The 24942-nt window shown below is 70.7% G+C and carries 22 protein-coding genes; 5 read left to right on the top strand and 17 right to left on the bottom strand.

Going from position 1 to position 24942, the window contains the following annotated elements; all coding sequences use genetic code 11:
• Position 1: 1 nt before the first annotated feature.
• From VFW71_13080 to coxB, 4 genes are all read right to left on the bottom strand, one after another.
• On the bottom strand, positions 2 to 331 hold the full coding sequence (locus VFW71_13080) for a cytochrome C oxidase subunit IV family protein (protein ID HEU5003692.1): 330 nt from the start codon (positions 329 to 331) through the stop codon (positions 2 to 4).
• Positions 328 to 951 carry a cytochrome c oxidase subunit 3 gene (locus VFW71_13075; GenBank protein ID HEU5003691.1) on the bottom strand — a complete coding sequence of 208 codons (624 nt, stop codon included), beginning with the start codon at positions 949 to 951 and terminating at the stop codon, positions 328 to 330. Before VFW71_13075 ends, VFW71_13080 begins: the two co-directional genes overlap by 4 nt.
• A complete protein-coding gene (ctaD, locus tag VFW71_13070) occupies positions 951 to 2849 on the bottom strand; it encodes a cytochrome c oxidase subunit I (GenBank protein ID HEU5003690.1) in 1899 nt (632 codons plus the stop codon). Before ctaD ends, VFW71_13075 begins: the two co-directional genes overlap by 1 nt.
• Before the next feature lie 91 nt (positions 2850 to 2940).
• The gene (gene coxB / locus VFW71_13065; GenBank protein HEU5003689.1) at positions 2941 to 4104 is read right to left on the bottom strand and encodes a cytochrome c oxidase subunit II; all 1164 of its coding nucleotides are present in this window, start codon (positions 4102 to 4104) and stop codon (positions 2941 to 2943) included.
• Positions 4105 to 4260: 156 nt separating this feature from the next.
• On the opposite strand from coxB, the gene VFW71_13060 reads away from it, so the two are divergent.
• Complete coding sequence (locus VFW71_13060; protein HEU5003688.1) at positions 4261 to 5343, top strand: polyprenyl synthetase family protein; 1083 nt, start codon at positions 4261 to 4263, stop codon at positions 5341 to 5343.
• Between the two features lie 139 nt (positions 5344 to 5482).
• Here VFW71_13060 and groL read toward each other — a convergent pair whose 3' ends face one another.
• The 8 genes from groL to VFW71_13020 form a co-directional block, all read right to left on the bottom strand.
• Positions 5483 to 7114 (bottom strand): chaperonin GroEL, encoded by a 1632-nt coding sequence (gene groL / locus VFW71_13055; GenBank protein ID HEU5003687.1) that lies wholly within the window; start codon positions 7112 to 7114, stop codon positions 5483 to 5485.
• A 202-nt stretch (positions 7115 to 7316) separates the two neighbouring features.
• On the bottom strand, positions 7317 to 7592 hold the full coding sequence (locus VFW71_13050; protein ID HEU5003686.1) for a MoaD/ThiS family protein: 276 nt from the start codon (positions 7590 to 7592) through the stop codon (positions 7317 to 7319).
• Between the two features lie 10 nt (positions 7593 to 7602).
• Positions 7603 to 8850 (bottom strand): threonine synthase, encoded by a 1248-nt coding sequence (gene thrC / locus VFW71_13045; protein ID HEU5003685.1) that lies wholly within the window; start codon positions 8848 to 8850, stop codon positions 7603 to 7605.
• Between the two features lie 78 nt (positions 8851 to 8928).
• Positions 8929 to 9252, bottom strand: coding sequence for a type II toxin-antitoxin system PemK/MazF family toxin (locus VFW71_13040; GenBank protein HEU5003684.1), 324 nt, complete (start codon positions 9250 to 9252; stop codon positions 8929 to 8931).
• Positions 9246 to 9494 carry a ribbon-helix-helix domain-containing protein gene (locus tag VFW71_13035; protein HEU5003683.1) on the bottom strand — a complete coding sequence of 83 codons (249 nt, stop codon included), beginning with the start codon at positions 9492 to 9494 and terminating at the stop codon, positions 9246 to 9248. Before VFW71_13035 ends, VFW71_13040 begins: the two co-directional genes overlap by 7 nt.
• Positions 9495 to 9570: 76 nt before the next feature.
• The gene (locus VFW71_13030; GenBank protein ID HEU5003682.1) at positions 9571 to 9855 is read right to left on the bottom strand and encodes a DUF3263 domain-containing protein; all 285 of its coding nucleotides are present in this window, start codon (positions 9853 to 9855) and stop codon (positions 9571 to 9573) included.
• 103 nt (positions 9856 to 9958) lie between these two features.
• A complete protein-coding gene (locus tag VFW71_13025) occupies positions 9959 to 11209 on the bottom strand; it encodes a Glu/Leu/Phe/Val dehydrogenase (protein ID HEU5003681.1) in 1251 nt (416 codons plus the stop codon).
• 56 nt (positions 11210 to 11265) lie between these two features.
• Positions 11266 to 12936 (bottom strand): DUF885 domain-containing protein, encoded by a 1671-nt coding sequence (locus VFW71_13020; protein HEU5003680.1) that lies wholly within the window; start codon positions 12934 to 12936, stop codon positions 11266 to 11268.
• A 16-nt stretch (positions 12937 to 12952) separates the two neighbouring features.
• Between VFW71_13020 and VFW71_13015 the strand changes: the two genes are divergently transcribed.
• Entirely contained in the window at positions 12953 to 15637 is a 2685-nt protein-coding gene (locus VFW71_13015; GenBank protein ID HEU5003679.1) for a bifunctional [glutamine synthetase] adenylyltransferase/[glutamine synthetase]-adenylyl-L-tyrosine phosphorylase, read from the top strand.
• Positions 15638 to 15673: 36 nt separating this feature from the next.
• Positions 15674 to 17005 carry a type I glutamate--ammonia ligase gene (gene glnA, locus VFW71_13010; GenBank protein HEU5003678.1) on the top strand — a complete coding sequence of 444 codons (1332 nt, stop codon included), beginning with the start codon at positions 15674 to 15676 and terminating at the stop codon, positions 17003 to 17005.
• On the opposite strand, the gene VFW71_13005 is transcribed toward glnA, so the two are convergent.
• The 3 genes from VFW71_13005 to VFW71_12995 form a co-directional block, all read right to left on the bottom strand.
• Positions 16987 to 17991 carry a crosslink repair DNA glycosylase YcaQ family protein gene (locus VFW71_13005; protein HEU5003677.1) on the bottom strand — a complete coding sequence of 335 codons (1005 nt, stop codon included), beginning with the start codon at positions 17989 to 17991 and terminating at the stop codon, positions 16987 to 16989. The two genes, glnA and VFW71_13005, sit on opposite strands and share 19 nt — an antisense overlap.
• A gap of 62 nt (positions 17992 to 18053) precedes the next feature.
• Positions 18054 to 19361, bottom strand: coding sequence for a divalent metal cation transporter (locus tag VFW71_13000; GenBank protein HEU5003676.1), 1308 nt, complete (start codon positions 19359 to 19361; stop codon positions 18054 to 18056).
• A gap of 9 nt (positions 19362 to 19370) precedes the next feature.
• Positions 19371 to 20720 (bottom strand): CBS domain-containing protein, encoded by a 1350-nt coding sequence (locus VFW71_12995; protein ID HEU5003675.1) that lies wholly within the window; start codon positions 20718 to 20720, stop codon positions 19371 to 19373.
• A 306-nt stretch (positions 20721 to 21026) separates the two neighbouring features.
• On the opposite strand from VFW71_12995, the gene VFW71_12990 reads away from it, so the two are divergent.
• Positions 21027 to 21395: a hypothetical protein gene (locus VFW71_12990; protein ID HEU5003674.1), complete on the top strand. Its 369-nt coding sequence runs from the start codon at positions 21027 to 21029 to the stop codon at positions 21393 to 21395.
• Here VFW71_12990 and VFW71_12985 read toward each other — a convergent pair.
• Entirely contained in the window at positions 21379 to 21897 is a 519-nt protein-coding gene (locus VFW71_12985) for an inorganic diphosphatase (protein HEU5003673.1), read from the bottom strand. The genes VFW71_12990 and VFW71_12985 overlap by 17 nt on opposite strands.
• Positions 21898 to 21958: 61 nt before the next feature.
• On the opposite strand from VFW71_12985, the gene VFW71_12980 reads away from it, so the two are divergent.
• On the top strand, positions 21959 to 22456 hold the full coding sequence (locus VFW71_12980) for a DUF892 family protein (protein ID HEU5003672.1): 498 nt from the start codon (positions 21959 to 21961) through the stop codon (positions 22454 to 22456).
• 394 nt (positions 22457 to 22850) lie between these two features.
• Here VFW71_12980 and VFW71_12975 read toward each other — a convergent pair whose 3' ends face one another.
• Positions 22851 to 24893, bottom strand: a complete 2043-nt coding sequence (locus VFW71_12975; GenBank protein ID HEU5003671.1) for a thioredoxin domain-containing protein — start codon at positions 24891 to 24893, stop codon at positions 22851 to 22853.
• Positions 24894 to 24942 lie beyond the last annotated feature (49 nt).

The raw sequence follows: 24942 nt of genomic DNA, 5'->3' as shown, positions 1-24942 counted from the left end.
CTCAGAGGTACTTGAAGAGCGTCGTAATGGCGATCGTGTAGACAGTGATGGCCAGGATGATGCCCAGCGTCAGCAACCGCCGGAACAGCCGGGTGTCGAACTTCAGGTGCATGAAGTACAGCGCCACCAGGCTGAACTTGACGATGGCCAACCCGATCAGCACCCCGGGCAGGATCGACTTCAGGCTGGACAGGTAGTAGACGCTGACCTCGAGTGCCGTCAGCAACGCCAGAATGAAGGCGATCTTCAGGTATTCCCAGGGGCCCGGGTGGACGTGCTCGACGGGGTGGGCTGCGGCGTCGGCCTCCACGGCGGCGACGATATCGCTCATTTCTTCGACGCCGGGATGAGGTAGACGACAGTGAAGATGACGATCCACACCACGTCCACGAAGTGCCAGTAGAGCCCGACCAGTTCCACCTTGAGGGACTCCGAGGTGGGGAGCTTGCCCTGCTTGGAGAGGGTGAACAGGGTGAGCAGCATCAGGATGCCGATGGTGACGTGGGCGCCGTGGAAGCCGGTGAGCATGAAGAACGCCGAGCCGAAGGCGCTGGTCTTGATGGTCAGGCCGTCCTTGAAGAACCCGGTGAACTCGTAGACCTGGCCCCCGATGAAGGTCATGCCCAGCAAGGCGGTGCACACGATCCAGATCCGGAAGCTGCGGTGGTCGCCGTGCTGGATGGCGGCCAGCGCCAGCACCATCGTCAGGGAGCTCATCAGCAGCACGAAGGTGGAGACCGAGGTGTAGGGGATGTTGAAGATCGAGTGGGGCGTCGGCCCCCCGTTGGTGTGGGTGTGGAACAGCAGGAACGTGGAGATCAGGGCGCCGAAGAACATGCACTCCGACCCCAGGAACACCCAGATCGCCAGCTTGCGGTTGTCGAGACCGAGGGAGGTCTCGTGCTCCTCGGCGGCTGGCGCCGCCCCGTGGGCGGCCGTCTCGATGGCCATTAGTGCGCACCCTCCAGAACCCCGTGGTCACCGCTGGGCTCGGCCAGCGGCTCGAAGACCCAGCCGTACATGCCCGAGAAGAGCATGAGCAGGCCCAGTGCGTCCCCGACGTACAGGTGGAAGATCAGGCTCCAGGCGAACACCGGCAGCCCGAAGGCGGCCAGCACCGGCCAGTAGGACGGCGACGGCATGTGGATGTGCCCCACCGCATGGTCCTCGCCCGCGTCGTGCTCCTCGGCGGCCCCCACCGGGATGGGTACGGGCTTGCCGCTGGGGCCCTCGGCGTACTTGCGGTGCCAGAGGTCATCCCGGTTGTGCACATGGGGGATGTCGTCGAAGTTGTGCTCCGGCGGCGGCGACGGGATGCTCCACTCCAGGGTGCGGGCGTCCCACGGGTCCCGCCCGGCGATGGTGCCCTTCCGCTTGGACACCACCCAGTTGTAGATGAACACCAGCATGGAGCCTGCGATAAGGAAGGCCCCGATGGTCTCGGTCATGTTGTAGCTCCCCCAGCCCATGTTGGACGGGTAGATGTAGGTCCGCCGGGGCTGGCCCTGGAGGCCGAGCATGTGCATGGGGAAGAACGTCAGGTTGAAGGCGATGAGCATCCACCAGAAGTGGATCTTGCCCAGGCGCTCGTTCATCATCTTGCCCGTCACCTTCGGGAACCAGTAGTAGAACCCGGCGAACAGCCCGAAGATCGCTCCACCGAAGAGCACGTAGTGGAAGTGGGCGACGATGTAGTAGGTGTCGTGCTGCTCGTAGTCCGAAGGCACCAGCGAGTGCGTGACGCCGGAGAGGCCGCCGATCACGAACATCGCCACCATGCCGACGGCGAATAACAAGGGTGTTCGGAACCGGATCGACCCCCGCCATAAGGTGGCGGTCCAGTTGAAGATCTTCACGCCCGTGGGCACGGCGATGAACATGGTGGACACCGCGAAGGCGGAGTTGGCGTAGGGCCCCAGCCCGACGGTGAACATGTGGTGCGCCCACACGCCCCATCCCATGAACCCGATGAAGATGCCGGAGAACACCACCGCCGAATAGCCGAAGAGGGGCTTGCGGGAGAACACCGGCAGGATCTCGGACACCACACCCATGGCGGGCAAGATGAGGATGTACACCTCCGGGTGGCCGAAGATCCAGAACAGGTGCTGCCAGAGCAGCGGGTCACCCCCGGCGGCGATGTTGTAGAAGTTCGAGTGCCACAGCCGGTCGAAGGCCAGCTGGAACAGGGCCACGGCGATGACCGGCATGGCGAACAGCAGCAGGAACGACGTCACCAGGGTCATCCAGACGAACACCGGCATCCGCATGAGCGTCATGCCCGGTGCCCGCAGGTTGAGGATGGTGGTGATGAAGTTGGCCGCCGAGGCGATCGAGGCGATACCCAGCATCTGGAGGCCGAGGGCGTAGAAGGTCAGGCCGTGGCCGGGCGAATACAGCGAGGTGAGCGGGGCGTAGCCGAACCACCCGCCGTTGGGGGCGCCGCCGAAGACGAAGCTGGAGTACAAGAAGATGCCTCCCGACAGGAACACCCAGTAGCTGAAGGCGTTCAGCCGGGGGAAGGCGACGTCCCGGGCGCCGATCATCAGCGGGATCATGTAGTTGAACAGCGACGCCGACAGCGGCATGACCACCAGGAAGATCATGGTCAGGCCGTGCATGGTGAACAGCGTGTTGTACTGGTTCGCCGTCAGGACCGTGCCGTTGGGCCGGGCCAGCTGCAGGCGGATCAGGAGGGCCTCGCACCCCCCGATCAGGAAGAAGAAGAAGGCCGTGTAGCCGTACAGGATCCCGATCCGCTTGTGGTCGGCAGTCGTGATCCAGCTGGAGAACCCGGACTTGGCGAGGGGCCTGCGCAGCAGCCCGCCTTCGGCAGCTACCGTTGCCATATCCCGTCCCCCTTTCTGTCTCTCATCGCCGCTCCCGTGTTGCCGATTCCGTCTGCCGATTCCGTTCCTACCCGCATCCTCGCGCGTCCTGCTACTTCAGGGTCTCGAGGTACGCCACCAGATCGTTGACCTCCTGGGGGGTCAACCCCAGGTTGGGCATGTCCACGCCGGGCTTCATCTTGGGCGGGTCCTCCAGCCACAGCTTCAGGTTCTCGGGGTTCATGTCGAAGGTGTCGCCGGCGAACGCCTGGCGGGTGAAGACGTGGGTGAGGTTCGGCCCCTTCTGCCCGGCGGCAGTGGTGCCGTCGATGGCGTGGCAGTTGGAGCAGGCGGGCTGGCCCTTGGAGGCGAACACGCCGGTGTTGTTGCGGCCGTTGACGAACAGGTCGGCCCCGGCCTGGGCGTCGGTGGCGGTGGGGGTGACCGCCGGCTGGGCCTGCTGGGAGAGCCAGCTCTGGTAGGCGTCGGGAGTCAGGGCCACCGCCCGCAGGCGCATGTTGGCGTGCGACGTGCCGCAGTACTGGCTGCACTGGCCGTAGTAGGTACCCGGGTTGTCGGCCTCGATGGTCATGTGGTTGGTGTGGCCGGGGACCACGTCCTGCTTGCCGTTCAGCTGGGGCACCCAGAAGGCGTGGATGACGTCGATCGAGTTCAGCGTCAGGTAGATGCTCTTGTGGGTCGGGAGGACCAACTCGTTGGCGGTGGTGACGGCGACGTCGTTGCTGGGCAGGCCCTGGGCCGGGCAGGCGTCGCCGGGGTCCTTCACGTACTGGTACTCCCACCACCACTGGTGGCCGGTGATGCACACATCGACCCGGTCCGCCTTCGGGGGCACCCGGGCGAAGTCGAAGATCATCTTGACCGTCGGGATCGCCACGCCGGCGAGAATGACCGCCGGGATGACCGTCCAGATCACCTCGGCCCGGGTGTGGCCGTGGACCTGGACGGGGAGGTCGTTGGGGTCACGCTCCCGGTACTTGATGAGGAAGACGACGATGGCCCCCTCGACCAGCACGAAGACAATGGCGACGATGATGAAGACGCCCTCGAAGAGGCGGTCGGCGCTGCGGGCGTAGGACCCCGAGGCCTGCAGCGAACTCTGGGGGCCGCCCATGCAGGCGGTCAGGAAGAGACACAGAACGGCGGCGCCCAGCAGCACCAGCCGCGCGCGCAGCGAACGGCCTTTCTTTGTGCCGGGGGAATGGGCGGCTCCCTCACTCCCGTTGCGGGCGGAGCGGCGTGGCGGCGGAGTCACGGTGCGGCATGCTAGCAGAAGCCCACACGATGATGAAGGTGGGATCAACGGCAGCTTGAGGCAGGGTCGGAACCGCATGTCTGCGCACGTGAGGGGCCGTTTGCCTGCCGCTCCGCTGCGGGCTGGAAACGTGCGGCTGATACGCTGCCCGGCCGCATGACGACCCCCCGCGACCCGTCCTCAGCCCTCGCCGAGCTCCGGGCCGCCCTCGACGCCGCCACCGCCGGATTCCTCGCCGAGCGGCGTGGTGCCATGGAGCAGATGGCCCCCGGTTCGACCCCCCTCCTGGACCTGGTGGAGGGGGCCGGGGCGGCGGGCGGCAAGCGCCTCCGGCCGGTCCTGTGCTGGTGTGCCTACCGGGCGTGCGGGGGCCGGGGGGCGGAGAGCGCCATCCTGCGGGCTGCCGGCAGCCTGGAGCTGCTGCACACCTTCGCCATCCTCCACGACGACGTCATGGACCAGGCCACCCTGCGCCGCGGCCACCCGGCCCTCCACCGCCGGCTGGCCTCCGAGCGCCGGGCCGCAGGCCACGAGCGGGATGCCGACGCCTACGGCGTCTCGATCGCCGTGCTGGCCGGCGACCTGGCCCTCGTGCTGTCCGATGCCATGTTGGCCCGCTCCGGGTTCTCCCCCGAGGCGCTGGCCCGGGCGTCCGGGCCGCTGGCCCTGATGCGGCTGCAGGCGGTGACCGGCCAGTACCTGGACCTGGCGCAGAGCTCGGGCCGCCCGGTGCCCGCGAGCGACGCGGTGCGCATCGAGCGCCTGAAGACCGCCGGCTACAGCGTGGCCGGGCCGGTGGCGTTCGGGGCCGCCCTGGCCGGCGGTGACCCATCGATCCCCGCCGCCCTCGACCGCTGGGCAGTGGCGGTCGGGGAGGCATTCTTCCTGGCCGACGAGCTGATCGGCCTGTACGGCGACCCGGCGGCCACCGGCAAGGACGTGGAATCCGACCTCCGCCGGGGCAAGCCCACCGTGCTGGTCGCCCGGGCGCTGGAGACGGCGTCGGCCGCTGACCGGGAGGCGATCGCCGGGCGCTGGGGGAACCCGCACGCCTCAGCGGCCGACCTGGCCGCCGTGCGGGCAGCGGTGTCGGCCTCGGGGGCGGAGGCGGCCGTACGGGCCGAGATCTCCCGCCTGCTGGACGGCGCCTGGGATGTGCTGGTGGAAGCCGAGCTGTTGGACCCCACGGCGTGGGACATCCTCCGCCAGTTGGCCGAGAGCCTGCGCCCGGGCGCCTGAGGGAGGGCCGGCCGCCAGAGCTCGGCCCGACCGGCCGGACCGGCCGCCGTCGCCGATGCCGCCGCGCCGCACCGCACCCCGGGCGCGGCCCGGGGGCCGGCAAGCCGGCCCCCGGGGAGTTCTGAACCGCGAAACGGGACTAGAAGTCCATGCCCCCGCCGTGGTCGGGCATCGCCGGGGCCGCTTCCTTCGACGGCTTCTCGACGATGATCGCCTCGGTGGTGAGGAAGAGGGCCGCGATCGACGCTGCGTTCTGCAGCGAGGAACGGGTCACCTTGGCCGGGTCCACGATGCCCGCCTTCATCAGGTCCTCATAGTCGCCGGTGGCGGCGTTGAGGCCCTGGCCCTTGGGCAGCGAGCGCACCTTCTCGGCCACGACGCCGCCCTCGAGGCCGGCGTTGGTGGCGATCTGCTTCAGCGGCGCCTCGAGCGCCCGGCGCACGATGCCGATGCCCGACCGCTCGTCGCCCTCGAGCGAGGTCTCGAGCTTGTCCAGGGCGCTGGCCGAGGTCAGCAGCGTGGTCCCGCCGCCGGGCACGATGCCCTCCTCGACCGCGGCCTTGGTGGCCTGCACGGCGTCCTCGACGCGGTGCTTCTTCTCCTTCATCTCCACCTCGGTGGCAGCGCCCACCTGGATGACCGCAACGCCGCCGGCCAGCTTCGCCAGGCGCTCCTGCAGCTTCTCCCGGTCGTAGTCCGAGTCGCTCTTGTCGAGCTCGGCCCGGATCTGGTTGACCCGGCCCTTGACCTGCTCCGGGTCGCCCTGGCCCTCGATGACGGTGGTGTCGTCCTTGGTGATGACGATCTTGCGGGCCGAGCCCAGCAGGCCGAGGTTGGTGTTCTCCAGCTTCAGGCCCACCTCGTCCGAGATGACGGTGGCGCCGGTCAGCACGGCGACGTCCTGCAGCATGGCCTTGCGGCGGTCACCGAAGCCAGGGGCCTTGACCGCTGCGGAGCGGAACGTGCCGCGGATCTTGTTGACCACCAGGGTGGCAAGGGCCTCGCCCTCGACGTCTTCGGCGATGATCAGCAGGGACTTGCCGGCCTGCATGACCTTCTCCAGTACCGGCAGCAGGTCCTTGACCGCCGAGATCTTGGAGTTGGCGATGAGGATGTAGGGGTCCTCGAGCACGGTCTCCATGCGCTCGGGGTCGGTCACGAAGTAGGCCGAGATGTAGCCCTTGTCGAAACGCATGCCCTCGACAAGCTCCAGCTCGAGGCCGAAGGTCTGCGACTCCTCGACGGTGATGACGCCGTCCTTGCCCACCTTGTCGAACGCCTCGGCGATGATCTCGCCGATCTCGGAGTCGTTGTTCGCCGAGATGGAGCCGACGTGGCTGATCTGCTCCTTGGAGTCGACTTCCTTGGACTGGCTGCCGATGTACTCGACGACCGCCTCGACCGCCTTCTCGATGCCCCGCTTCAGGGCGATCGGGTTGGCGCCGGCGGCGACGACCCGCAGGCCCTCCTTGGTGATGGCCTGGGCGAGCACGGTGGCGGTGGTGGTGCCGTCACCGGCTACGTCGTCGGTCTTCTTGGCGACTTCCTTCACCAACTCGGCGCCCAGGCGCTCGAAGGGATCCTCGAGCTCGATCTCCTTGGCGATCGAAACGCCGTCGTTGGTGATGGTGGGGGCGCCCCACTTCTTCTCGAGCACCACGTTGCGGCCCTTGGGGCCGAGGGTGATCTTCACTGCGTTGGCGAGCATGTCCATGCCCCGCTCCATGGACCGCCGCGCTTCCTCATGAAACGCCAGATCTTTGACCGCCATGTGTCCCTCCTGTGGTAGGCGTTGCCGTTGCCGATGTGCCGGTGCACCCTCCAGACTCGCAACTGGAGGCTGAGAGTGTTAGCACTCACTAACATAGAGTGCTAACCGGGTCTTTGCAACTGGCATCTCCCCAGACCGGACAGAATTTCCGGCGAAGCGACCTACGGGGACGTGCGGGGGACGTGCGGGGGACCTGCGGGGCTCAGCCCCCGGCCACCGCCGGCAGGATCGACACCACTTCGCTGTCGGTCAGCGGGGTGTCCAGGCCGTCCAGGAAGCGCACGTCCTCGTCGCCGACGTACACGTTCACGAAGCGCCGGATCTCGCCGTCCTCGCCCAGGACCCGCTCCACCAGTTCCGGGTGGCTGGAGTTGAGCGAGGCCAGCAGCTCCCGGATCGAGCCTGCGGTGACCTCCAGCTCGGTCTCGCCGCCGGTGAGCTGGCGCAGCTGGGTGGGGATCTTCACTCGGGTGGCCATGGCCGCCAATCTACCGCGCCGGGTCTTCCAGGAATCCGAGAGCCTCCTCGAAGGCCTCCAGCTCGGGCTGGATCTCCACGGTCGGCCCCACCCGGTCCTGCAGCGCCTCGGCGGTCTTGAGTCCCATCCCGGTGATGAGGGCCACCACCCGGCCCCCATCGGCAAACGCGCCGGCCGCGGCCATCTTGGCCAGGGCGCCGATGGTCACCCCGCCGGCGGTCTCGGTGAACAGCCCCTCGGTGGAAGCCAGCAGGCGGATGGCGGCGATGATCTCCTCGTCGGTCACCGACTCGGCCCGGCCCTCGGTGCGGCGCACGATCTTGGAAGCGTAGTAGCCGTCGGCCGGGTTCCCGATGGCGAGCGACTTGGCAATGGTGTTCGGCTTCACCGGCCGGATGTGGTCCGTCCCGGACTGCACCGCCCCCACGATGGGGCTGCAGCCCAGCGCCTGCGCCAGGTGGATGCTGGTGGCGGGTGCCTGCTCCAGGAGCCCCACCTTGTGCAACTCAGACAGTCCCCGGTGCACCTTGGTCAGCAGCGACCCGGACGCCGCCGGCACGACGACGTGCTCGGGCGCCTCCCAGCCCAGCTGCTCGGTCACCTCGAAGGCCAGCGTCTTGGACCCCTCCGAGTAGAACGGGCGCAGGTTGACATTGACGAAGGCCCAGTGCTGGGTCTGGGCGACCTCGGAGCACAACCGGTTGACCTGGTCGTAGTTGCCCTTGACCGCCACGACGGTCGCCCCGTACACCGCGGTGGTCACGATCTTGGCGGCTTCGAGGTCGGCGGGGATGAACACGAAGGCCTTGAGCCCCATCCGGGCGGCGTGGGCGGCCACCGAGTTGGCGAGGTTGCCGGTGGAGGCGCACGCCACCGTCGTGAAGCCCATCGCCCGGGCGGCGGTCAGCGCCACGGTCACCACCCGGTCCTTGAAGGAGTGGGTGGGGTTGGCCATGTCGTTCTTCAGGTAGAGCTCGGCGATGCCCAGCTGCCTGGCCAGGTGGTCGGCCCGGACGAGGGGGGTGCAGCCGGTGCCGAGGTCCACCCGTTCGACCCCGTCCTCTATGGGAAGGAGACCGGCGTAGCGCCAGATGGTCTGCGGCCCGGCGGCGATGCTCTCCCGGCTCACCGTGGCGGCTATGGCGGCGTAGTCGTAGGCCGGCTCCAGGGGGCCGAAGCAGAAGTCGCACACATGCACGGGGCCGACGGGGTAGGTCCGCCCGCACTCCCGGCAGGTCAGGTTGAGCACATGGGCCATGCGGAGCCTCCCGGCTCACGGGGAAGGAACGGCCCCCCCATGCTACCCGGCGCCCACGCGCCGGGCGCCCCGGTGCCGCTAGCAGTCGGCCAAAGCCTCGAGGGCGGAGCAGATCTCGGTGCGCCGGATGCCGAGTTCCCCCATCCGCACGGTCAAAAAGCCCCGTCGGATGGGCTGAAGGTTGTCGAAGGAAGCCGCAGAATCGGCGGGCAGCCCTTCGGCTGACCCGACCGCGATCTCCGTAGGGATGCCCCGGATGGTGGTGGTGATAGGCGCCACAACGATCGCGGCCAAGACCGGGATCGCCTCCGATCGCGTGATGATCAGCACGGGCCGGCGCTTGTCCTCCGCCTCGGCCCACCAGATGTCGCCCTGCCGGGGTGTGGGCGTACCCGCTACCACGACTCTTCATTGATCATGGCGACCGTCGCCTGGTCGGTCCAGGCCAACTCCTCTTCGGTCTGCGGCATTCTGCGGTAGCCCTCGACAAGGGCTGCACCAATGCGTGCGCGTCGAAAGTGGTCGACCAGATGCTCGAGGCCCAGGCGGACAGCCTCCGAGCGACTTCGCACCTCGCCCGCGGCCACGAGGGCGTCCACCTCGCCCGCCAGCTTGTCGCTTATGCGGGTAACAAGTTGCGCCATGCGCTGAGTGTAGCAAAGTGCAATGCAGCCTCAGGCCATCCGCGCCATGGGGAGCATCCCGCGCCGGCGGGCGACGCTACGACTGGCCCGACAGCTGGATCCCCAGGCGGCGGGCCACCCGCTCCCGCTGGCGGAACGCCCGCAGGCGCTGGAGGCGCTTGACGAGGATCGGGTCGTAGGCCACGGCGTCGGGCATGTCGATGATCAGGTTCAGCAACTGGTAATACCGGGTGGCGGACATCCCGAGGTTGTCCTTTATGGCCCGCTCTTTGGCGCCGGCGTACTTCCACCAGAAGCGCTCGAACTCGAGGATCTCTTTCTCACGGTCCCCGAAGCCGGGGGTGTCCTGCTCTTCGCTCACGGCGGCCCCCTCACCAGCAGTCACCCAGCCGAACTCGAACTACACGGGTGTGGTTTCCAGCCAGCTTAGGCATCCGGGCCGCCCATTGCAACCACCGGAGCTCCTACGGGTACAGGCCCCGCACCCGCCAGGCTTCAGCCACCCGGGACACGCCCACCACCATGGCGGCCTCCCGGGTGGTCCACTTCTTCGCCTGGGCTGTGGCGAAGACGTCGAGGAACGCCCGCTCCATGATCTGGCGCAGGCGGGCGTTGACCTCCTCCTCGGACCAGAAGTAGGCCTGCAGGTCCTGCACCCACTCGAAGTAGGACACCACCACCCCGCCGGCGTTGGCCAGGACGTCGGGGACGATCAGCACGCCCCGCTCGTTGAGGATGCGGTCCGCCGCGGGCGTGGTGGGGCCGTTCGCCGCCTCCACCACCAGGCGGGCGCGGACCCGGTCGGCGTTCCGCTCGGTGAGCACGCCCTCCACCGCGGCTGGCACCAGCACGTCCACGTCCAGCTCCAGCAGGTCGGCGTTGCTGACCGGATCGGTCCCGGGGCAGCCGGCAAGCTCCCCGGTCTCCCGCCGGTGGCGCTCGATGGCGTCGGGATCCAGCCCGTGCCGGTTGACGACCCCGCCGGAGACGTCGGAGATCGCCACCACCTGGCAGCCCTGCCGGTGCAGCAGCCGGGCGACGCTGCCCCCCACCTTCCCGAAACCCTGCACGGCCACCCGGACGCCCTCGACCCCCGTCCCCAGCGTCTTGAGCGCCGAGAGGACCTGGTACATGACGCCCCGGCCGGTGGCCTCGGCCCGGCCCTCGGAGCCGCCGATCGACACCGGCTTGCCGGTGACCACCTCGGGGACGGAGTGGCCGACGTTCACCGAGTAGGTGTCCATCATCCAGGCCAGGATCTGCTCGTCGGTGTTGAGGTCGGGCGCCGGGATGTCCTTGTTCGGGCCGATCAGCGGCAGGATCTCGGAGGCGTAGCGCCGGGTCATCCGTTCGATCTCGCCCATCGACATCGTGGTGGTGTCCACCGTGATGCCACCCTTGGCGCCGCCGTACGGGAGGTTGACCACGGCGCACTTCCACGTCATCGCCATGGCCAGCGCCTTGACGTCGTCCAGGGACACCGTGGGGTGGTAGCGGATCCCACCCTTGGCCGGCCCCCGGGTGACATCGTGGTGGACCCGGTAGCCGGTGAAGACCTGCACGTCGCCGCCGTCCATCCGGACCGGGACCGACACTATCAAGGAGCGTTTGGGGGCCCGGAGTATGGCGTGGATGCCCTCCTCCAGGTCCATGAGGTCGGCGGCGGCGTCGAAATACTCGAGCGCGCTCTCCCAGGCACTGCTGCTTTCGCCCACGCTGCCCCCGCTGGCCCCGCTGCCGCCGCTCCCAAAACCGATGCTGCCGAGGAACCCTACACGCTCGACATCTCCCGGCGCAGGGCCGCCAGGGGCAGGGTGCCGAGTTCCAGCAGGCGGTCGTGAAAGGCCCGCACGCTGAACCCCGGCCGGCGGGCGGCCTCGGCCCGTAGGGACTGGATCTCGATCTGGCCGATCTTGTACGACAGCGCCTGGCCGGGCCAGGAGATGTAGCGGTCCACTTCCACCTCGGCCACCGGGCGGGCGAGGCCGACGGAGGTGCACAGGTCCACCGCCCGCTGCCGGTCCCAGCCCAGGGCGTGGATCCCGGAGTCGACGATCAGCCGCACCGCCCGCCACGCCTGGGCCCCCAGCATGCCGAGGCGCTCGTAGTCCGACTCGTACAGGCCCATCTCGCCGGCCAGCCGCTCGCAGTACAACCCCCAGCCCTCGGCGAAGGCGGTCCCGGCCTGGATGCCGCCGAAGCGCCGGAGGGGCCCCCGTTCGGTGAACTCCTGCTCGATGGAGATCTGGAAGTGGTGGCCCGGATTGGCCTCGTGGTACGAGATCGTCGCCAACATGTGCAGCGGGACGGCGTCCAGGTGGCCCAGGTTGATGTAGTAGATCCCCGGCCGGGACCCGTCGCCGGTGGCCGGGATGTAGAAGGCGGGGGGCATGTCCTCCTCCCGGAAGGCCTCCACCGGGCTCACCTGGCACGGCGAGGCCGGCAGGCGGCCGAACCAACCGGAGGCGGCATCCCAGGCCTGGGCCACCTGGCGCTCCGCCCGGGCGAGCAGCTCCGCCCGGGTGCCAGCGACGTTGCCCCCGGCGGCGGTGTGCGCCGCCAGCGCCGAAGCTGCGTCCGGGTGCCCCAGTCGACCGGCGATCTCGCGCTCCTCCTCCTGGATGGCGGCCAGCTCGGCCAGGCCGGTGGCGTGGACCTCCTCGGCGGTGAGCGGCAGGGTGGTGTGGGCGAGGATCTGGCTGGCGTACAGGGCTGGGCCGTCGGGCAGGTCCCCGGCCCCGATGGTCTCCCGCGCCGCCGGCCGGTAGGCCCGCAGAGCGGCGAGGTAGCCCGCGTAGGCGGGCCAGATGGCCTCCTCCATCAGCGCGGCTGCCGCCTGGCGGCCGGCCTCCGTCTCGGCCATTCCGGCGGGGAAGGGCGACATCCCGGGCGACGTCGCCGGGTCGCCCGCCAGCAGGCGCTCCACCTGGCCGATCGCCCGGTCCACCACCAAGGCCGGGGCGGTCGAGCCACTGGCGGCGCCCTCCCGGGCCACCTCGCTGACCGCAGCCAGGTACGTCGGGACCGCGGCGAGCCGGGCGAGGTAGCGCTCGGCCCGCTCCGCCGTGTCCGCCCGCTGCAGCGATCCCAGCTCGGCGAGGAGTTGGGCGGGGCCGAAGAGGTGGGAGACGGCACGGAAACGGTCCAGCCGGTAGGTGATGGCGTCCAGGCCCGACCGGGCGATGGCCTCGGCGACATCGAGGGCGGTGCGGTCCTCGACCCCGAGCGCCGCCCGGTCGATGCCGCCCATCTCGTCCAGGACGCCCCGGTACACCGACGCCCGCCGGGCGACGCCGGCGGCGCTGGGATCGGGGAGCCGGTCGTCGAAGCGCTCGTCGCCCACCTGGGTGCCCAGGATGGGGTCCAGCTCCAGGAGCTGCTCCCAGAAGCGGTCGGCCAGCTGCCGGGCCGTCGAGACCCGTTCTGCGACATGGCCCGTCATGCTAGACGCGAACCCGATGAACACCCTCCCGGATCTCCTCGGTGACGTCGTGGCCCGCTCGGCGGCCCCTGCGGCGGTGGCCCTCGCCCTGGAGCGCATCGCCGAGCACCAGCCGGAGGCGCGCGCCCGCCTCGCCGGGGACCCTGACCTCGCCCGGGCAACCGTGGCGGTGGTGGTGGCCAGCCGGTCCCTGGCGGAGCTGCTGGCCACGGAGCCCGACGCCCTGGACGTCTTGGCCCGGCTCGACCGCCGCCCGGCACGCGGCCCGGGCACGGAGGGGCTGGTCGCCTGGCAGCGCCGGGAGTTCCTGCGCATCGCCGCCCGGGACCTCCTCGGCCTCGACCCCCTCCCCACGGTGGGCGCCGGGCTGGCCGATCTGGCCCAGGACGTCTTCGCCGAGGCGTGCGTGCTGGCCGGGGAGGCAGGTGGTGATCATCCCGGGCTGGCGGTGATCGGCATGGGCAAGCTGGGGGGCCGGGAACTCAACTACGCCAGCGATGTGGACGTGATGTTCGTGGGCGAGGGCGACCCGCTGGCGGTGCTTGCCATCGCCCGGCAGTGCTTCCGGGTGGACACCAACCTGCGCCCCGAGGGCCGTTCCGGGCGGCTTATCCTGCCGCTCGATTCCTTCGCGGCCTACTGGGACCGCTGGGCCAAGCCCTGGGAGTTCCAGGCCCTGCTCAAGGCCAGGCCAGTCGCAGGCGACGCGTCGCTGGGCGCGGCCTTCGCCGAGGCCGCCGGCAGGCGCCTGTGGGGCCGGCCCTTCGGGGCGGAGCAGCTGCGCTCGGTGCGGGCGATGAAAGCCCGGTCGGAGAAGGCGGTGGCCGCCCGGGGTCTGGCGGACCGGGAGGTCAAGCGGGGCCGGGGCGGCATCCGGGACGCCGAGTTCGCCGTCCAGCTCCTGCAGCTGGTACATGGGGGCAGAGACGCCGCCCTGCGGTCGCCCAACACCCTCGAGGCCCTCGGCGAGCTGGCCTCGGCGGGCTATGTCGACCCGGGGGATGCCGAGACCCTCGCCCGGGGCTACACCTTCCTCCGGGTGGTCGAGCACCGCCTGCAGCTGGAGGACAACCAGCAGGTCCACGCGGTCCCCAAGGACGCCGGTCAGCGGGGCCGGCTGGCCCGCGTCCTGGGCTACCGCGACGACGCCGCCCGGACCGCGCTCGCCCGGTTCGACGGCGACCTCCGCCTCCACCAGGCGGCGGTGCGCACGGTGCACGAGCACCTCTACTTCCGCCCCCTGCTCGAGGCGTTCGCCGGCACCGGCGGAGCCATGCCCGAGGAGGCGGTGGACGCCCGCCTCGCCGCCTTCGGCTTCACCGACCCGGCGCGCACGGGCCGGGCGGTGGCCGCCCTCACCCGGGGGCTCACCCGGGAGTCGCGGCTGATGGAGCAGATGCTGCCCCTCGTCCTGGACTGGCTGTCGAAGTCCCCCGATCCCGACCTCGGCCTGCGAGGGCTGGAGTCCCTGGTCGGGCGGGCCCGGCCCCTGCCCGGCCTGGTGGCCGCCTTCCGGGAGTCGCCGGAGACCGCCCGCCGCCTGTGCCTGGTCCTGGGCACCGGCCGGCGCTTCCACCGGGGCTTCGAACGCCAGCCCGAGCTGTTGGCCGATCTCGGCTCCGACGCCGCCCTGGTGCCCCGGGGGCGGGAGGCGCTGGTGGAGGCGGCGTTCTCAGCCCTGCGCTGGCGGTCGGCGCCCGACTCCCGGCGGGCTGGGCTGCTGCGCCTGAAGCGGGCCGAGGAACTGCGCATCGCCGCCGGCGACGTGGTGGAGCAGACCGGGGTGGAGGACGTCGGCCGGGGCCTGACCCACCTGGCCGAGGCGGTACTGGAGGCGGCGATCAGCACGGTGGACCCTCCCGTGCCGCTGGCGGTCATCGCCATGGGTCGCTTCGGCGGCGGCGAGCTCTCCTACGCCAGCGACCTCGACGTCCTCCTGGTCTCGGGCGGCGAGGACCCGGCGGCCGCCCACCACGCCGCCGAGTACCTCAGCCGCCTGGTCAAGGGGGCGACGCCCGACGCCGGGATCTACGACGTCGACCTCGACCTGCGCCCCGAAGGCCGCCAGGGCCGGCTGGTGCGCAGCATCGAGGAGTACCGCCCGTACTACGAGCGCCGGGCGGTGACCTGGGAGCGCCAGGCGCTCGTCCGGGCCCGGCCGGTGGCCGGCGACCCGGCCCTGGGGGCGGCGTTCATGGAGCTGGTACGGGGCTGGGTCTGGCGCCCGCCCACCGATGACGAGGTGCGGGAGATCCGGCGGATGAAAGCCCGGATCGAGCGGGAGCGCATCCCGCCCCGGGAGGACCCCCAGTTCCACCTGAAGCTGGGCAAGGGGTCGCTGTCCGACGTCGAATGGACGGTCCAGCTCCTCCAGATGACCCACGGGGTCCGGGCCACCGGGACGATGGCGGCGCTCTCCGCCCTCGAGGGGGCCGGCGCCCTCTCGGAGCCCGATGCCCGGGCGCTGTCGGAGTCCTACCGCTTCTGCGAGCGGACCCGGAACCGGTGGTTCCTCATGCTGTCGCCCACCACGGGATCCGCTCCGCCCGGGAGGGACTCGCTGCCCACCCAACCGGAGCAGCTGGCCCGCCTGGCCGCGAGCCTGGGCACCACCGGGCCCGAGCTGCGGGACCGGTACCGCCGGGTCACCCGCCGCGCCCGGGGCGTGGTGGAGCGGCTGTTCTACGGGCGCACCCCCTGACCGCATCCCGAGGCGCTCTGTAGGAGACTGCGGCGCATGGAACGGCCGGAGGAGTATGCCCTGCGGGTGGTGGACGAGCGCGGGATCCGCATCGTGCAGCTGTGGTTCACCGACGTCCTCGGCATCCCGCGCAGCTTCGACGTCACGCCCGCCGAGCTGGAGGGCGCCCTCGGCGAGGGGATCACCTTCGACGGCTCGGCCATCGACGGCTTCAGCCGGGTGCAGGAGAGCGACGTCCTGGCCCGGCCCGACGCCCGGACCCTGCAGCTCCTGGCCTGGCACGCCGAGCGGGGCGCGCCGCTGGCCCGGATCGCCTGCGACATCTACAACCTGGACGGCAGCCCCTTCGAGGGCAGCCCGCGGGCGGTGCTGCGCCGCACGCTGGAGCGGGCCCGCGCCCGGGGCTTCACCTGCTACGCCGCCCCCGAGATCGAGTACTTCTACTTCGACTCGCCCGACCCGGGCGCCCAGCCGCTGGACCGGGGCTCGTACTTCGAGCTCACCGTGACCGACCGGGCGGCGAACCTGCGCAAGGACAGCGTGCTGACCCTGGAGGACATGGGCATCCCGGTGGAGTACGCCCGCCACGAGGACGCCCCCGGCCAGCACGAGATCGACCTGCGCTACGCCGACGCCCTGGCGATGGCCGACACCGTGATGACCGTGCGCCACGTGGTGAAGGAGCTGGCGCAGGACGCCGGGGCGCACGCCACCTTCATGCCCAAGCCCCTGGGGTCGGTGCAGGGCTCCGGCATGCACACCCACTTCTCGCTCTTCGAGGGCGACGCCAACGCCTTCCACGACGCCGGCTCGCCCGACGGGCTCTCGGCGGTGGCGAAGGGATTCATCGCCGGGCTGCTCACCCACGCCCGGGAGATCACCGCGGTGACCAACCAGTGGGTGAACTCCTACAAGCGCCTGGTGGCGGGATACGAGGCGCCGGTCTACGTCGCCTGGGCGCGCAACAACCGGTCGGTGGTGGTCAACGTGCCCCACGTCCGGCGGGGCCGGCCGGACTCCACCCGGATCGAGTACCGGGCGCCCGACCCGGTGTGCAATCCCTACCTGGCCTTCGCCGTGGTGCTGGCCGCCGGGCTGCGGGGGGTGGAGGAGGGCTACAAGCTGGCCGACGAACTCCCGGTCAACCTGTACCAGATGACCCCCGAGGAGCTGGCGGCCGAGGGCGTCGTGTCACTGCCCGGCTCCCTGGGCGAGGCGCTGGCCGAGGCGGAGCGCTCCGAGCTGGTGGCCACCACGCTGGGCGAGCACGTCTTCGAGTGGTTCATCCGCAACAAGAAACAGGAGTGGGGCGACTACGTGAGCCAGGTCAGCGAGTGGGAGCTGGCCCGCTACTTCCCCATCCTCTGACCGGGGTCAGTTGCCGCCAAGAACCGCTCGACATCCTCGATTTCGGCTGCCAGCTCCTCCGCAGTCGGCGGCTCCCCGAAGGGGGCGATGGCAATGCTGCGCCGCTTCGGGCTGCTCCAACCCCACGTGGCCACCGCCAGGCCGTCGGCGTACACCACCGGACGCACCATCCCGCCCCCGGCGTTGATCCGGGGGGCGCCGCCGGGGGCCAGCAGCGCCGACCGGTCGGCGTAGCCCAGCAACAGCGGATCGAAGGCGCCCGCCAGCCGCACAGGCACCGGCTCGCGTGCGGGGGCCGCCGGCCCGGTGTCGCCCCCGGCCGCCGCCCATCCGGCCCGTGCCAGGGCCGCCGGCAGGCCCGACCAGGCCCGGAAGTCGGCTGCGGTGGCGGGCCAGTAGCCCGTCCGGAAGCGGGCGGCCAGGCGGGCCGCCGCCGCCTCGGGCGCCACGGCCGGGGCCGGCGGGACCCAGTCGTCCAGCAGCACGTAGAGGTCCTCGGCGGCTGGGCGCCCCGGCGCCGGGAGGATGCACAGCACCCCCGCCCGGGCCGCTCGCTGCACGATGTGGATGGGGGCCTGGCCGGTGACATCGACACCAAGGGGGGCCACGAGGGGAAGGCGGGCCAGAACCTCCCGCACCTCGTCCCGGCTCAGCGGTCCTGCCTCGAGCGCCCGGCCCAGCGCCGCCACCGCCCGCTCCCCGGCCTCGCCGGCGATGCCCAGCTGCCGGTCCCGGGCGCCCGGGCGCCCGAACACCGGACCCAGCAGGCCCACCAGCCACCGGACGTCCTCGGCCGCGTGCAGGTGCCGGGTGCCCCGCAGCGTCCAGGTGACCACGAACGCCCCGCCCGTCACCGCCGCCCGCACGTCCTGCACCGTGCACCCGGCGGTGCGTGCCCGGAAGGCAAGCTCGGCGGCGGCCATGTCCTGCGCCTGGACACCGACGAGGGCCTGGGGCACGGCGTCCACCGCCGGTGCCCGGTTCACCAGGAGATTGGCGGTGGCCCTCGCCCGCCGGACGGCGACTGCGGGCGGGCTCAGAGGTGGGCTCAGAGGTGGAGCCAGCCGAAGACCGTCTGGCCGAAGACCACGAGCGACAGGGTGCCCACCGCAGCGATGCAGATGCCGGCCACCAGCTTGAGGACGCGGCCGTTGGCCGCCGCGCCCAGAAGGCTCCGCCGGTTGGCGAGGATCAGGATGAACACCAGGATGATCGGCGTAATGAGCCCGTTGAGCACCTGGGTGCCGATCAGCAGGCTGAACAGGTTCCCGGGACTGAGCGCCAGCAACGCCCCGATGGCGATCTGGGCGGTGAAGAGCCCTAGGAAGACCTTGGCCTCGGAGAACCGGCGCGACACCGACCGCTCCGCCCCCACCGCCTCGGCCAGGGCGTAGGCGGTGGACAGCGGCACCACCGCGGCCGCCAGGGCCGAGGCGCCCAGCAGGCCGATGGCGAACAGGGCCACCGCGCCCCCGCCGGCCACCGGCCGCAGCGCGCTGGCCGCCGCCTTGGCCGATACCAGCACGCCGCTCCCGCCGATCGCCGCCCCGGTGGCCACGATGATGGCCATGGCGATGAGGTTGGAGAAGATCGAACCGCTCACCGCGTCGACCCGTTCCAGCGGGTACTCCTCGGGGCCGATCCCTTTGTCCGCCACCGCCGCGGCCTGGTACAGCTGCATGTAGGGAGTGATGGTGGTCCCCACCAGGGCGACGGCCAGCAGCAGGAACGCCTTGCTCTCCGAGAAGTGGGGCAGTACCGTCTGCGCCGCCACCATGTGCCAGTGGGGATGGGCCAGGATCGCCGCCACCGGGTAGGCAAAGAACACCAGCGACAGCAGCAGGAACACCCGCTCGACGTACCGGTAGGTGCCGAAGACCACGGCCCCCCAGATCACCACGGCGGCGATGGGCACCGACACGTAGCGGGAGACCCCGAAGAGCACGAAGGCAGCGGCGATGCCGGCGAACTCGGCGACCACCAGGCCGACATTGGCGATCACCAGGCACACCACGGCGAAGGTGGCCACCCGCAGCGAGAACTCCTCCCGGATCAGCGACATCAGCCCCTGGCCGGTGAAGGCCCCCAGCCGGGCCGCCATCTCCTGGACGATCACCAGGGAGACGGTGATCAGCACCATGAGGAACAGGGTGCGGTAGACGAACTGGGCCCCCGCCGAGGCGTAGGTCACGATGCCGCCGGCGTCGTTGCCCGCACTGGCGGCGATCAGCCCGGGCCCGAGCACCAGGAGGTAGCGCCGGGCGCGGCGCAGGGGTGACGGCCGGCGGGGCGCGAGCGTCGCCCGGCGGGCATGCTCGGCCGGCGTCTCCTCCACCGCGTCGGGGGCAGCCTCCACCGGCGGGCGCTACTCCGGGTGGGCCGGGAAGAGCCGGCGGCCCCGGCCGGGCACCAGCGCGTCGACGACATCGTCGGCCAGGATCCGTCCCAGCGGGCGGCCTTCGTCGTCCACCACCACCAGGGACGAGCCCCGGTTGTCGATCAGGCGCTCGGCCACCTCCTCGGCCGGTGCGTCCGCCAGGATGGTGACCGCGGGCGGCGGGCCCGCCAGCTCCGCCATCCGGGTGCCGGGCTCGGCAACGAACAGCTCGAAGAGCGTGACGTCGTCCACGACGCCGCCGTCGGCGTCCACCACGATCACGGCGTCGATGTCCACCTGGTGGCCCTCCATGGTGCGCAGGCGGTCCCGGACCTCCTCGACCCGCTCGTCGGGGCCCACCAGCACGAGGTTGGTGGTCATGAGCCCGGCGGCGGTGTCGTCGTCGTAGTCCAAGAGCCGGGTGAGGTGGTCTGCCGCCTCCGCCGGCATCAGCTCCAGCAGCTCGTCCCGGTCCTCCTGCTCCAGGTCGCGCAGCGCCTCCACCGCCTCGTCCGGCTCCATCCGGGCCACCAGCTCGGCGGCCTCCTCGGGGGGCGACTCCTGCAGCAGGGCGTTCAGCTCCCGGGGCTCCATCTCCTCGAGGGCGTCGGCGGCGGCTTCCGGCTCCAGCACCGAGAGCAGCTCCCGGCGCTCCCGGTGGCTCAGCTCCTCCAGGAGGTCGGCCAGCTCGCCCGGACGCAGCCGGCGCAGGCCCTGGTGCGGCGTGCGCAGCCGGACCTCACCGGTGGGGCCGGTCGGCGTGCCGAAGGGCTGGATCGCCGCCCAGTCGATGACCCGGTCGGGGGTGGCGGTGGTCCGCCACCGGGCGGGGCCCAGGCGGCGGAGCAGCGTCTGGGCGCTGACATCGACGCCCACCAGCCGGTAGACCCCCTGGACGGGGGCCAGGTAGAGGTCGGCGGCACGGACCACCTTGACGCCGTCGATGTCCACCAGCTGGTGGTCGATGACGTCGCGGATCATGGTCACCTCGCCCTCGCGCCGCCCGAAGTCACGCAGGTCCAGGCGGGCGGAGGACAACTCGACGCCGTCGGCCGCCAGCCGGCTGACCTGCTCGATGGGTACCCACGCTTCCCGCCGGCCGATCCCCACGACCAACCCCGTGACCGGAGGGTACTCGTCGTCGCCGGCCCATTTCACGACGACGTCGCGCACACGACCGATCTCCTCGCCCGCCTGGTTGCGCACCGGGCGCCCCACGATGCCGGCCACCGACACCAGGGACTCGCGCACGTTCTTCAGGGTGAGCAGGCGCTGGCTGCGTCCCACGCGGTAGTTCTGCAGGACGCGCCGGCCGGGGAGCGGCGGTATGCGGGACATGGCTCACCTCCTGGAAAAGCTCGGCGCAGCCGAGAGTCGGAGTCGGCTACGGGGCGGAAGCAGCGGCGGTGTGGTCCGCCCCGCCGCCAGGAGATGGCCCTCCCGGTGTGGGGGGGCCGGTGTGGCAGCGGGGCTAGCGGCCGTGCGGGGGTAACAGGTGCAGCGCGGGAGACGGGTGGCGCGACGGACTATGCGGTATGTCGCCGGTCATGTGGCCACCCTCCTTCCACCGTGCTTCACTGCCTGCCGCGTCAATGTTAGTTCGGCGCCAGAGCCCCGCGCCTGGAGGATTATGCTGCCAGCGCCATGAAGCGTCTCCCCCTCATCCTGCAGATGGCCGTGCGCGTGCTGGGACTCGCCGTGCTGGTGCTCGGCATCTTCCTCTGGCGCCACGGCGAAACCCACCAGAGCCTGGAGCACGCCCACGAGTCGCTGGCCATCCTCCTGGTGCTGGCGGTGTTCGCCCTGGCCTTTCTGGCCGCGAAGGCGAAGGTCAATACCACCTTCATCGCCGTGGCCGTCATCTGGGGCCTGGCTGCGCCGATCCTCGGCTTTGCCCAGACCGGCATGAACGGCGGCCCGTCGGTGGCCGTCAAGATCGTGCACCTGATCGTCGGCCTGGGGCTCATCGGCCTCGGGGAGGGCCTCGGCGCCCGGATCAAGAGGGCTTCGTAGCCTTGGGGGAACCCTCGCTGGCCGTGTAGCGGTCGGCGGCGATGGCGATCTGCTGTTGCGCCTCCTCGGGGCCGCTCCAGCCCCGGGTGGAGACCCGCTTGCCGGGCTCCAGGTCCTTGTAGATGGTGAAGAAGTGCTCGATCTCGTTGCGCTGCTCAGCCTCGAGGTCGGTGATCGAGTTGATGCGGGACAGCACCGGGTCGCCGATCGGCACATTCAGCACCTTGGCGTCCGGCCCCTTCTCGTCCTCCATCCAGAACACCCCGACCGGCCGCACCCGGATGTGGCATCCGGGAAATGTGGGATCGGCGGTGAGCACGAGTGCGTCCAGGGGGTCGCCGTCGGCGGCGAGCGTACCCGGGAAGAAGCCATAATCTGTGGGATACCTGGTCGCCGTGAACAGTCGGCGGTCGAGGAAGATCGCACCGGTGTCATGGTCGTACTCGTATTTGTTGCGGCTCCCGGCGGGTATCTCGATGACAACGACGTATTGGTCGGGCATGGCGCTCCTTTCATTGGTCACCGGAGCGTAGCGGGCAGCGCGGACAGAGAGGAGCTATGCGATGGCATCAGACCAACCTGCGGCACGGGAACTCTTCGAGCACGAGCTCGCGGTGATCAACGACAGCGAGCAGAAGTTCGCCGAGGCCCTGGGCAAGATCGTGCCGGAACTGAACTCCGCCAAGGTCCAGGAGCTGCTGGGCAAGTACCACACCATCACCCAGGGCCAGGTCAAGCGCCTGGAGGACATCTTCCGCCTGATCAAGCTGCCGCCCCGGCGGGACACCAGCGAGGCCACCGACGGCATCATCGCCGAGTTCGCCAACTACGTCGGGGCCGAGACCCCGACGCCCGCCACCTACGACGCGTGCGCGTGCAACATGGTGGCCCGGATTGCGTCGCACCACTCCACCGCCTACAAGCAGCTGAACGGCCTGGCCAACGCCTCCAACACCAACTCGTGCGCCATCTTGCTGTACGACAGCCAGACCGAGGAGCGCGACATGGTGCAGAACATGGACCGGCTCTTCGTGGAGATCTACCAGGCGCTGTCGTTCTGAGCTAAGGCGCCCAAGGCAACCAAGGCGAAGGCGACAGGCAAGGGCACGCCCTCAATGCGGTGCGAGGACTCGGCCGGCGGAAGGACCGGATGACCCAACGGCATAGCCAGTAGAGATCGGCGATCAACCACATGCCTAAGAACGCCGCCACCGCCACGACGGCCGTTAGGAGTGAAGGGGACCGCCACGCGCGCCGTGTGCGCGAAGCGAGCGGTAGACCCCCTTTTGTGCATGGCTGGACATGATAATCCTGTTCGGCCATGCACAAATATCGGATCGCTGGCCAGCTCGGCATGGCTGGCGGGCGATGGCGCCGCCTCGACGTCGGGTGGGTCCCCGCCTCGTCCTGCCCGGAAGGGGCTGACTCCGGTCCGTAGGCCCACGGGTACGGCAGCTAGGCCTCCAGCTGCTTCGCCAGCACCGCAGGGTCGGTGGTCGGCGCCCGGCAGGCGTAGCCCTCGCACACGTAGGCGGTGGGCGCCCCGCCCCGGGCGGCCTTGCCCTCGAGCAGGGGGGTGGGGATCCCGGGCGGGGATCCCACCAGCACGGCGTTCGGCAGGTAGTGGTCCCGGATGACGGCCAGGAGCGGGCCGGCCGTCGCCAACGATCCCTCCGCCACCACCACGACCTCCTTGCCCTTGGCCAGGTGGAAGCTGAGCGCACTGGTCAGCGAGGGCACCGAGATCGGGGAGGCCTCCATCAGCCCCCGGGCGACCTCGAGCAGCGTCATCGCCCGCTCCTGCAGCGACGCGTCGCCGACGACCAGTGCCAGCTTCTGCAGCAGCAGCGCCGCCACCCCGTTCGGGCTGGGGGTCACGGACTCGATGAGCTCCTTCTGGCGCACCAGCAGGGACTCGTGGTCGGAGGCGGTCGAGAAGAAGGCCCCGCCGGCGGGATCCCAGAAGCGGTCGAGCATCTCCCGGGCGAGGGCGAGAGAAGCCTCGAACCAGCGGGGCTCGAAGGTGGCCTCCCACAGGGCGAAGAGGCCGTCGGCCAGGTAGGCGAAGTCCTCCATCATCCCGAGAACGCTCGCCCGGCCGTCCTTGTAGGCGTGCACCAGGCGGCCCTGCCCGTCCCGGGCGGTCTCCAGCAGGAAGCCGGCGGACTCCCGGGCGGCCTGGATGAGGTCCGGGCGGCCGAAGGCAGCCCCGGCGTCGGCGAAGGCGCCGATGGCCAGGCCGTTCCACGAGGTCAGCACCTTGCCGTCCCGGGCGGGGCGGACCCGGCGTGACCGGGCCTCCAGGAGGGCGGCAACCGTCCCGGGCGGAGGCTCGTCCGAGGCGGCGGTGAGGATGTTCCTGCCCTCGAAGTTGCCCCCCCTGCTCACCCCGAAGTACTCGAGGGCGGAGGGTGCCACCGCCTCGACCTCGGCGAAGTCCCACACGTAGAACTTGCCCTCGTGGCCCTCGGAATCGGCGTCCTCGCTGGAGGCGAACCCGCCGGCGGGGTCCCGGAGGTCCCGCAGCAGGTAACCCAGCGTCTCCTGGGCGATGCGCCGGTAGAGGGGCACCTTCCAGGCCTGCCAGGCGTGGGTGTACAGCCGGGCGAGCTGGGCGTTGTCGTACAGCATCTTCTCGAAGTGCGGCACCAGCCACTGGCGGTCCACGGCGTAGCGGTGGAAGCCACCGCCCACCTGGTCGTAGATCCCCTGGTGGGCCATCTTCTGCAGGGTGAACTCGACGATCTCCCGGGCAGAGCCGGGCTCTGGCCCGGACCCGGAACCTCCGGCCGAGGCCCGTAGGAGCAGGTCAAGGATGGGCGGCTGGGGGAATTTGGGCGCCCGCCCGAAGCCTCCGTGGGCCCGGTCGAAGCGGGATCCGAGTTCGCTCACGCTCTTTTCCAGCACGGCAGCGCCAAGGGGCTCCCCGCCCCCCGTGGCTCCCTCCTGCGGGGCCGTCGCCAGCCCGGCCAGCATCTGGAGGCGCTCCAGCACCTGGCCGCTCTGGTGGCGGATCTCGTCCCGGCGGGCCTCCCAGGTCTCCGACACCGCGCGGAGGACCCGCATGAAGGACGGCATCCCGCCCCGGTCGTCGGGCGGGAAGTAGGTGCCACCGTGGAACGGGACCGCCTCGGGGGTGAGGAACATCGTCATCGGCCAGCCGCCCTGCCCGGTCAGCAGCTGGACGGCGTCCATGTAGATCGAGTCGAGGTCGGGCCGCTCCTCCCGGTCAACCTTGATGCACACGAAGTGGCCGTTCATGTAGGTCGCGGTGATCTGGTCCTCGAAGGACTCCCGCTCCATCACGTGGCACCAGTGGCAGGCGGCGTACCCGATCGAGAGCAGGATGGGGCGGTCGAGGGTCCGGGCCCGCTCCAGCGCCTCCGGGCCCCAGGGGTACCAGTCCACCGGGTTGTGGGCGTGCTGCAGGAGGTAGGGGCTCATCTCGTCGATGAGGCGGTTCGGGCGGCGGCCCTCGACGGCGGCGTGGTCGGTCATGGGCCCATCATGCCAGCGGGTGGCTGCTACCTGAAGGCCGCCCCCAAAA

It is taken from the genome of Actinomycetota bacterium (assembly GCA_035765775.1).
Classification (GTDB): domain Bacteria; phylum Actinomycetota; class CADDZG01; order JAHWKV01; family JAOPZY01; genus DASTWV01.
The sequence above is the reverse complement of the archived record's forward strand: the minus strand, read 5'-3'. Positions and strand labels throughout refer to the sequence as shown.